This is a genomic window from Brasilonema bromeliae SPC951, from assembly GCF_012912135.1.
In the GTDB taxonomy this organism is placed as follows: Bacteria; Cyanobacteriota; Cyanobacteriia; order Cyanobacteriales; family Nostocaceae; genus Brasilonema; species Brasilonema bromeliae.
Genome location: NZ_QMEB01000039.1, coordinates 1 through 8,449, shown reverse-complemented (window position 1 = coordinate 8,449; position 8,449 = coordinate 1). Strand labels below are relative to the sequence as shown.

Sequence of the window (8,449 nt, the reverse complement as noted above, 5' to 3'; positions counted from 1 at the left end):
GTATTGATCAGGGTTGGGGGGTCGGGGTGCAGTGTTCATGGTTTCGCCTCCATCCCTTCAAGGCGGAGGAAATGTATACGTCCTGTTACTTCGCCTGCTGCAATTGTCACCCCATCGGGTGCAACCGCACAGCACATTAACGCACTATCCGCAGTGAAACTAGCAATGACCTCCCCCGTTTCCAGATTCCAAACTTTGAGTGTGTTGTCCTCTGAACCAGAAATCACGTACTTGCCATCAGGGGTGACGGCGACTGCGGGGGGAACCCCCGCAACGCGCTGGCTCCTCTCTGCGCCTCTGCGGTTCATTAAACAAACCCTCCCTGCGACAGAGAAATTAGAAATTTACCCCCAAAGCAGTAATTAATAATACAGCATATATTTTTCCAGGCAGATGTCGCCATTTATCCAGCCTTCTATACTCAAATGTAATGAAACCCTGATAGGAGGCAATAGTATTATGGGCTGGTTAAAAAGACTTTTTGGAATGGAAAAACCTCAAGAAGCACAAGTCAATCCAGAACCACAACCAGTAGAACAAGCTCAGCAAACTGCTGCTCCTGCTGCTGCAACTCAACAAGTTCCCCCAGAGCGTGTAGGATTGAATGGAGAATATGACCAGAGCGGTTTGGCAAAGCGCGTGGCACTTGCATTTGACCAAGACCAACAATTAGATGATATAGAAACTCTCTGGGTTGCTCAAACAGGTAGCACTGTAGTCCTCAAAGGCAAAGTTCCCAGCCAAGACATTCTCAACAAGATGGTTTCTGTAGCGCGTTCCGTTAATGGTGCGACTGCGGTTGACAGCAATCAAGTTACCGTCGGCTAAAGGTTTTTCCATCAGGTGGGCATAACAAAACGTGACCCACCTGACAAAATTTAAAGCAGAAAACCTACAGTACAACTCTCAACAGTTATCAGTTTCACTGTTCACTGTTCACTGTTCACTGTTCCCTGTTCCCTGTTCCCTGTTCCCTGTTCACTGATTTAATCTTGTCAAGAATAAGTAAATTTCATGTAAATCTTGTTACGGTAAAAACGCCGCACAGGTCTATATTTGCTAAAGTAAAAACAAATAAAATAGAGGGCAATAGTGCAAAGCATCCGCCAGGATGCAATTGCATATCCAAAGCTCTTATTATCAATTGGGAAGTATGGAAGTTTTAGAACTCAAACGCGAAATCGAAACGTTGTCTGATCGCCTGGGTAAAACCCAGGACTATCTTTGACATACCTGCACTTTCTGCGAAAATTCAAGATTTAGAACAAATAGCAGCTCAACCAGAGTTGTGGAATGACCAAACGCAGGCACAGAAGACACTGCAAGAGCTCAACGATCTCAAAGCACATCTGCAACAGTATCACCAGTGGCAAACGAGTCTAGAAGACACTAAAGCAGTTTTAGAACTGTTGGAGTTAGACACAGATGAAGGGCTTTTGCAAGAAGCTGAGTCTAATGTTGATAAGCTCAAGCGCGAACTAGACCAATGGGAGTTACTCCAGTTGCTTTCCGGTCCTTATGATGAAAAGGGCGCTGTACTCACCATCAACGCAGGGGCTGGTGGTACCGATGCTCAAGACTGGGCAGAAATGTTGCTGCGAATGTACACCCGTTGGGGAGAAAAGTATGGCTATAAAGTCAGTTTAAGCGAACTTTCCGAAGGTGATGAAGCGGGGATCAAATCGGCAACTGTAGAAATAACCGGGCGCTATGCCTATGGTTACTTGCGGTCAGAAACGGGCACACATCGTCTGGTGCGGATTTCACCCTTCAATGCCAACGGTAAGCGGCAAACAAGCTTTGCTGGCGTGGAAGTGATGCCCGAGATAGATAACAATATACAACTGGAAATTCCAGAGAAAGATTTGGAAGTGACCACAACTCGCTCTGGAGGTAAGGGTGGACAAAACGTTAACAAAGTAGAAACCGCAGTACGGGTTGTTCACATTCCAACCGGGATAGCTGTCCGTTGTACGGAAGAACGCAGCCAATTACAAAACAAAGAAAAAGCCCTCGCCCGCTTGAAGGCAAAACTGCTGGTGATCGCTCAAGAGCAACACGCCAAAGAAGTCGCCGAAATCCGGGGTGATATGGTAGAAGCCTCTTGGGGTAACCAAATCCGGAACTACGTTTTTCATCCTTATCAGATGGTGAAGGATTTGCGGACTGCTGAGGAAACAACTGCGATCGCCGATGTCATGAACGGTGAAATCGATATGTTCATCCAAGCCTATCTACGGCAAGAAAACCAGTTGGTAGAAGCTTCTGCCTAGTTGGGATGAGGGAGATGGAGGACAGGACAATTAACGCATTCGCTCATGATTACCATCTCTCTCATCCTGTTTATCTCCTCCAAGGGGGCACTATGGCAACTTGGTGCGATCATAACTGTTACATTATGAGAAGAGTTTGTTAACAAATCATTATTATGAGCGACTCTCGTTCTGCGGAACCGAAACCTAGCTACGTCAAACTTGCCATGCGAAACATGGTGCAAAAGCGCCTCACCTCCTTGAAGCATTTTGTACTGACGACTGTAGGTCTTTTAGCAGTACTTGTAGGTCTGGCTTACCTCACTCGCTAACGAATAAATTTATACGTAGGCTTAGGAGACTTTGTAGCTGGTGCAAGTTGAACTGTATGTGCAGGATTGTTATGATGAATCATCCGAGCCAGAAGCTCTCTGCTCTGGAGAGAAGGATGCCCATATTACTGTTGAAACTTGGAAAGACTGGTTTGAGTGCTGGTTAGAAATACTACAGCCGAGTATTTCTCCAGCGTCTGCTTACGAAGTTGGACTACGTTTAACAGACAACAGTGAAATTCTGACACTCAACCAGCAGTATCGTCATCAAAATAAACCGACAGACGTTTTATCTTTTGCCGCACTAGAGGTAGATACTCCTGAACTGGCAGAAATAGACGCCCAAGAACCGTTGTATCTTGGTGATATTGTAATTTCTGTCGAAACAGCTCAGCAGCAAGCTCAACAGCAAGAGCATCCTTTGCCAACAGAGTTAGCTTGGTTAGCAGCTCATGGGTTACTGCATCTTTTAGGTTGGGATCATCCTGATGAAGAAAGTTTGAGCCAAATGCTCAAGCAGCAAGTCATCTTACTAAAGGCGATAGGTATTGACACTGACTTTGAATAGCAATGAATTACCACAAGAATCTAAGTGTTATTCTGTATTTAAGATTTGATATTTTTCTGTGAAAAATTGCTGATAAGTGCACTATTCTCCTAATATCTGCTGTCTGTTCCCCACCTACTCTGCTGTTTGGTCTTTACACTTATGTCTCAACAAGTCTCATCTCCACCAAAAGCTTCGCTCCCGCCAGTACCGGACTGCATAGAAACGGTTGTTAGTAAGCAACGTCAATTATCGTGGCAAGTCGCCTCTAATTTATTTATCAGTTTTAAGTATGCTTGGTGCGGAATTAGCTACGCTTTTCAAACACAACGTAATTTTCGCATTCATGTTAGTGTTGGTGCTTTGGCAATTGGCTTGAGCATTTTTTTGCATCTTAAATCTGTGGAAATAGCTGTCATTGGACTGACGATCGGTTTAGTTTTGGCGTTGGAGTTACTAAATACGGCGATCGAGTCAATTGTGGACTTAACAGTTAAGCAGACTTACCATGAGTTGGCAAAAATTGCAAAAGACTGCGCTGCTGGTGCTGTGCTTGTCTCTGCTTTGGTAGCAGTGACCGTAGCTGCTACACTCTTACTTCCTCCCCTGTTAGCTTTAGTGTTGGGATCGAAATCATCCTAAGTGCTGGGCAGAAGTGTCTTTTTTCAAGATCAGTAAAACAAACATTAAAATCTTCTGGTTTCTACCAATCACATAATTATGATTGATAAAAACCAGAAAAAATAAGTTTTGATTATAATTATTGATAACTACGATAGTTTTACCTATAACTTAGTGCAGTATCTGGGAGAATTGGCAGCTGAGTTCCCAGTAGCCGCTGAGATTAAAGTTTTTCGTAACGACAAAATTACCGTAGAGGAAATTCGTGATCTCAAGCCAAATGGAGTCGTGATTTCCCCAGGACCAGGTCGCCCAGAAGATGCAGGAATTTCCTTAGATGTTATTTCTTTGCTTGGACCAAGCTTACCAATCTTGGGGGTTTGCTTAGGGCATCAAAGTATCGGTCAAGTGTTTGGTGGTAAAATCGTTTCTGCGCCAGAGTTGATGCACGGCAAAACTTCTCAGGTATATCACACAGGCGTAGGAATCTTCAACAAAATAGAAACTCCGATGACCGCAACCAGGTATCATAGTTTAGTGATTTCGCGCGACACTTGCCCAAATGTGCTAGAAATCACTGCTTGGCTTGAGGATGGCACAATTATGGGGGTGCGACACCGGAACTATCCTCATATTGAGGGCGTCCAGTTTCATCCAGAAAGTATCCTGACAACTTCAGGGAAGCAACTACTGCAAAACTTTCTGGAACAATTGCAGTCTGGAGAAATGAATCCATGAAACGACGACAGTTATTGGGCTATGCAGGGGCGGGATTAGCAACAACATTAGTTACGAGTTTGGGTTCCTCCCTTCAAGCTAATGCCCAATCTGGCGGTTCATTATCAATTCAGTGGCTAGGTCATACTAGCTTTCTATTTACTGGTGGTGGAGTCAAAATTCTCACGAATCCCTTTCGGACAGTTGGCTGTACCGCTGGTTATCGTGCGCCAAAGGTTGCGGCTAATTTAGTTCTGATTAGCAGTCAACTGCTAGATGAAGGTGCTGTAGAAGACCTTGTTGGAAATCCAAAACTTATTTATGAAGCGGGAGTTTACGAGTCTAATGGCATTAAGTTCCAGGGCATTGCCATAAACCATGACCGTAGAGGCGGTAGGCAATTTGGTGTAAATACGGCTTGGCTTTGGAAGCAAGGGGGAATTAGTATCCTTCATCTAGGAGGAGCTGCAGCACCCATTTCCATTGAACAAAAAATCCTTATGGGGCGTCCTGACGTGGCGTTAGTACCTGTCGGAGGAGGTGCAAAAGCCTATAATCCTGAAGAAGCCAGACTTGCAATTCAAACCCTCAATCCCAAGATAGTTATTCCCACCCATTACCGTACACAAGCTGCAGATGCTGCGAACTGCGATATTTCACCTTTGGATGACTTCTTAAAAGTGATGAATGGAATGACAGTACGTCCTAGCAGTGGTGACACAATTACTGTCAGTTCTGGTAAATTGCCCGACAAGAGTGTGATTCAAGTTTTGGGTTATAAGTTTTAGCTTCAGTCTAAAATAAGCCCACACCGACACGATCAGGAGGTATTGGGATGGCAGTTAGTTGCGGGACTCTAGCTCAGCACTGTCCTCATGAACTTTGGGGCAATAACAAAGGCATACACAGCTTGACTCAAAAGTCTTATAATAATATTTGTGAAGAGTATATTTACTTATATCATAATTTTCAGAAACAATAGTATATAAAGATTTTCTGGGGATTTCTACGAGACAAGGAATCATTCTATTAAAATCAGAAAGTCTTTACGTAAAGGGCAACAAACATATGGATGTAAAGCTGGTTTTAGCTGCACTAACAATTGTCTTCACAGTTTCGTGCTTGTTTTTTGGTACGAAAAATGGATTCTACGATTCAGATAACTATCATGGCAATGGCTCTGCCCACTGAAGTTACAAAAGCAATCAGCACCGCCCCCAGTCCGTAAAGTTGAAGAATTTTTATTACCCATTGGGCAAATGTCCATAAAAATGAGCTTAGAGGGGAAAAGAGCATGAGCGATCGCCTGTCGGTATCCTCCAGATTTGATGCGGGGGAGACGGCGAGTGAATTAGAATGTTTGCCTTTTGGGGTTCATCACGATGATGAAGGTGTTTGTCTATTAGTACGGATGGGACCACATCGCATTTTGCTTGACTGTGGTTTGGCGGATGTATCAACCTTGGTGCAGGAATTGAAAAAATCGGCACGTCGAGGAAGTTCGCCCGAACCCGCAGATTTCGTCTTGGTGAGTCACGCCCATCCAGATCATGCCAGAGGGTTGTTAGCTCTGCATAAGGCATTTCCGCTGCTACCAATATACGCCAGCGAAGTGACCAGCAAGTTGCTGCCTCTCAATTGGTTGGAGCAACCTCCCCAAGAAGTACCATCATTTTGTCAAGCGCTGCCATTGCGATCGCCAGTAGAATTCAAAGATGGTCTGGTAGCAGAAATAATTCCTGGTGGTCACCTACCAGGGGCTGTGGCAATTCTACTCACGTATACCACAAAAGAGCGCTCTTACAGGCTACTGTATACAGGCGACTTTTTTTTGTCTAATTCGCGGCTTGTAGAAGGTTTGCGTTTGGAGGAATTGCGGGGAATAGAGTTGGATGTGCTGATTATTGAAGGAAGCTATGGAACTTCCCGTCATCCCCACCGCCGGACTCAAGAAAATCAACTTGCTGAGAGAATTAACCGAGCGATCGCAGAGCGTTGCTCTGTGCTACTTCCCACACCAGCTTTGGGACTGGGTCAAGAACTGCTGATGCTTTTACGCAGTCATCACTATTTTACAGGAAGAGATTTAGATATCTGGGTTGATGGTAGTGTTGCCGTTGGATGTGACGCTTACCTGGAATTGCTATCCCATCTTCCCCCGTCGGTACAAAACTTTGCCCGCCATCAACCCCTATTTTGGGATGAACGGATACGCCCACGTGTACGGCGGATGCAGCCAGAACAACGCCCTGATGTGAGCAACCCTTGTATTATCCTGACTGACTCCACGGCTGACCTCAACGAATACTGGCAAAATGGTACTGGCTATTGGCTCACCCTTTTCCCAGAGAAAACCAATATAAAAATTAACGACCAATACTCACGGGTCACAACCGTCGAAACCTATCTTCTTGCTCAGCATAGTGACGGTCCTGGGACAACCCAACTCATTCATAATTTGCGACCGCAGCACGTCATCTTCGTCCACGGTTCTCCTGCTTACTTGGCAGACCTAACAAGCTTAGAAGAGTTGCAAAATCGTTACCATCTGCATTCTCCTGCGGCTGGCACACTTGTGGAACTGCCTATAGGTGAAACATTTCTACAACCAGCTGCCCCAGAAACAAATTATGAAGGCGAACTGACGGAATTAGGAACTGTAGTCACAATCACCCTACCCGATGCAATCACTGCTGACCCCCGGTGGCGACACTTTGCCGACACAGGTTTAATTGAAGCCAAGTGGCAAGGTGAAGATCTGGTATTACGAGGACTATCCCAAAGAGAACTGCTGAACCAAAATAGCGATCGCTTTACCTGGTCTGATATTGATTGCTGCGGTACTTGCCGACATCAAAGGGGACAGAGGTGTTGGAATCCTGCGTCCCCATTGTATAATTTCAAAGTCACTCTTGAGGGTTACTGTCCTGCATTTGAACGCAACATCGAAAAGAATCCTGAGTCTTGAGTGCTCAGTCCTAAGTTTCGACAGATAAGTGCTGAGTGATGGTTTGCCAATTCCCGAAATTTTACTCAGCAGTTACGTGTCGCTTACAACAGAGTGATTCTCCTGCAACGCTAGCTCATAAACACTGATTAGTCTGGATTTGAATCAGTGAAACGATTACGGATACGCTCAGCTTCTGGACAGTCTTCAGTTAAAAGAGGTTCAACATTGCCGCGTGGCACTGAAGCTAATTTTTGCGTTACAGCGCCAATGCTTTCAAGGCGAACCATTTCCTCCCAAGAACAAACTTCGTCTTCTTCTTCTGTTTCATAACGTAGGGTGACTAAATCTCCCTCTATATCGATGATGCGGGCACGCTCAATCCAGCGTTGCTGGTCCCGCAAGAACACACAGACTTCTCGCCCGTCGCAACACAATTGATAAATCTTGCGGTGTAGCATCTACTGCTTCTGCCTTTTTATACTTAGTTATATCTATCAACAACATCTGGGCTTTATCCCCAGCATAGGATACCCCATCATGGTTCGTGGATCGACCCCAGTCAAGGTATCTTTCTTGACTCAAGCCAAAGACTTGTTTGTCGTTGTCTGCTTTGTGAGCTTTTTGAGCCATAAAGTTCACGGTTACTGCACCAGCTAAACTTCATTTTTGTCGGGTCATTCAAAAAATGTTTACTTCTATAGAAGTCACAGATTTCGGGATTTTTCCTGCCAAAGATAAGATGAATTGGTGAGTTGTGACAACCATTGTGTTATATTTTATACTCCAAAACAAACGTTAGTTGCGGTTGTTTGAATTGCCTGCTTATAGTCCTTGACATCGCTGGGAAGTCCGGGGACTTTGCTTTACTTTTACCCCTATGTATTTGATCTTAGCTTATTCTCTTGTAACCTTGATGGTTTTAAACAACAACACCTTAACTTTAAATTCGTTGCTTGATTTGATATGTCTGTCAGCCTTAACCACACAAGGCTTGCTTGACGGGAACTAGGGGTGTAGGGGTGTGTAGGGG

12 protein-coding genes are annotated in these 8,449 nt (G+C 44.7%); 9 read left to right on the top strand and 3 right to left on the bottom strand.

Annotated features, from left to right (window positions below; translation table 11 throughout):
• Positions 1 to 35: 35 nt before the first annotated feature.
• Positions 36 to 308 carry a WD40 repeat domain-containing protein gene (locus DP116_RS07400; protein WP_169154568.1) on the bottom strand — a complete coding sequence of 91 codons (273 nt, stop codon included), beginning with the start codon at positions 306 to 308 and terminating at the stop codon, positions 36 to 38.
• Positions 309 to 459: 151 nt separating this feature from the next.
• Here DP116_RS07400 and DP116_RS07395 point away from each other — a divergent pair, with 151 nt between their 5' ends.
• The 9 genes from DP116_RS07395 (at position 460) to DP116_RS07360 (ending at position 7,437) form a co-directional block, all read left to right on the top strand.
• Positions 460 to 828, top strand: coding sequence for a BON domain-containing protein (locus tag DP116_RS07395; RefSeq protein WP_169154567.1), 369 nt, complete (start codon positions 460 to 462; stop codon positions 826 to 828).
• 325 nt (positions 829 to 1,153) lie between these two features.
• A protein-coding gene (gene prfB / locus DP116_RS07390; protein WP_169154566.1) for a peptide chain release factor 2 occupies positions 1,154 to 2,273 on the top strand; the annotation gives its coding sequence in 2 pieces (ribosomal slippage) (positions 1,154 to 1,225 and positions 1,227 to 2,273; 1,119 coding nt in all).
• 155 nt (positions 2,274 to 2,428) lie between these two features.
• On the top strand, positions 2,429 to 2,584 hold the full coding sequence (locus DP116_RS07385; protein WP_169154565.1) for a DUF3285 domain-containing protein: 156 nt from the start codon (positions 2,429 to 2,431) through the stop codon (positions 2,582 to 2,584).
• 40 nt (positions 2,585 to 2,624) lie between these two features.
• Positions 2,625 to 3,152: an rRNA maturation RNase YbeY gene (gene ybeY / locus DP116_RS07380; RefSeq protein WP_169154564.1), complete on the top strand. Its 528-nt coding sequence runs from the start codon at positions 2,625 to 2,627 to the stop codon at positions 3,150 to 3,152.
• Between the two features lie 141 nt (positions 3,153 to 3,293).
• A complete protein-coding gene (locus DP116_RS07375) occupies positions 3,294 to 3,773 on the top strand; it encodes a diacylglycerol kinase family protein (protein ID WP_169154563.1) in 480 nt (159 codons plus the stop codon).
• A 108-nt stretch (positions 3,774 to 3,881) separates the two neighbouring features.
• The gene (locus DP116_RS07370; RefSeq protein WP_169154562.1) at positions 3,882 to 4,490 is read left to right on the top strand and encodes an anthranilate synthase component II; all 609 of its coding nucleotides are present in this window, start codon (positions 3,882 to 3,884) and stop codon (positions 4,488 to 4,490) included.
• Positions 4,487 to 5,257 carry an MBL fold metallo-hydrolase gene (locus DP116_RS07365; RefSeq protein ID WP_169154561.1) on the top strand — a complete coding sequence of 257 codons (771 nt, stop codon included), beginning with the start codon at positions 4,487 to 4,489 and terminating at the stop codon, positions 5,255 to 5,257. The genes DP116_RS07370 and DP116_RS07365 overlap by 4 nt, the downstream gene beginning before the upstream one ends.
• A gap of 280 nt (positions 5,258 to 5,537) precedes the next feature.
• Complete coding sequence (locus DP116_RS30860) at positions 5,538 to 5,660, top strand: DUF8629 family protein (RefSeq protein WP_495834563.1); 123 nt, start codon at positions 5,538 to 5,540, stop codon at positions 5,658 to 5,660.
• Positions 5,661 to 5,763: 103 nt separating this feature from the next.
• The gene (locus tag DP116_RS07360; RefSeq protein WP_169154560.1) at positions 5,764 to 7,437 is read left to right on the top strand and encodes an MBL fold metallo-hydrolase; all 1,674 of its coding nucleotides are present in this window, start codon (positions 5,764 to 5,766) and stop codon (positions 7,435 to 7,437) included.
• A 128-nt stretch (positions 7,438 to 7,565) separates the two neighbouring features.
• On the opposite strand, the gene DP116_RS07355 is transcribed toward DP116_RS07360, so the two are convergent.
• Positions 7,566 to 7,877, bottom strand: a complete 312-nt coding sequence (locus tag DP116_RS07355) for a DUF6679 family protein (RefSeq protein ID WP_017744858.1) — start codon at positions 7,875 to 7,877, stop codon at positions 7,566 to 7,568.
• Complete coding sequence (locus tag DP116_RS07350; protein ID WP_169154559.1) at positions 7,795 to 8,049, bottom strand: hypothetical protein; 255 nt, start codon at positions 8,047 to 8,049, stop codon at positions 7,795 to 7,797. Before DP116_RS07350 ends, DP116_RS07355 begins: the two co-directional genes overlap by 83 nt.
• Positions 8,050 to 8,449: the final 400 nt, after the last annotated feature.

What these genes read in the sequence shown, in the direction of transcription:
- DP116_RS07400 (WP_169154568.1), bottom strand. Translation starts at nt 308, where the DNA reads ATGAACCGCAGAGGCGCAGAGAGGAGCCAGCGCGTTGCGGGGGTTCCC.
- DP116_RS07385 (WP_169154565.1), top strand. Translation starts at nt 2,429, where the DNA reads ATGAGCGACTCTCGTTCTGCGGAACCGAAACCTAGCTACGTCAAACTT.
- DP116_RS07355 (WP_017744858.1), bottom strand. Translation starts at nt 7,877, where the DNA reads ATGCTACACCGCAAGATTTATCAATTGTGTTGCGACGGGCGAGAAGTC.
- DP116_RS07375 (WP_169154563.1), top strand. Translation starts at nt 3,294, where the DNA reads ATGTCTCAACAAGTCTCATCTCCACCAAAAGCTTCGCTCCCGCCAGTA.
- DP116_RS07360 (WP_169154560.1), top strand. Translation starts at nt 5,764, where the DNA reads ATGAGCGATCGCCTGTCGGTATCCTCCAGATTTGATGCGGGGGAGACG.
- DP116_RS07365 (WP_169154561.1), top strand. Translation starts at nt 4,487, where the DNA reads ATGAAACGACGACAGTTATTGGGCTATGCAGGGGCGGGATTAGCAACA.
- DP116_RS07350 (WP_169154559.1), bottom strand. Translation starts at nt 8,049, where the DNA reads ATGGCTCAAAAAGCTCACAAAGCAGACAACGACAAACAAGTCTTTGGC.
- DP116_RS30860 (WP_495834563.1), top strand. Translation starts at nt 5,538, where the DNA reads ATGGATGTAAAGCTGGTTTTAGCTGCACTAACAATTGTCTTCACAGTT.
- DP116_RS07395 (WP_169154567.1), top strand. Translation starts at nt 460, where the DNA reads ATGGGCTGGTTAAAAAGACTTTTTGGAATGGAAAAACCTCAAGAAGCA.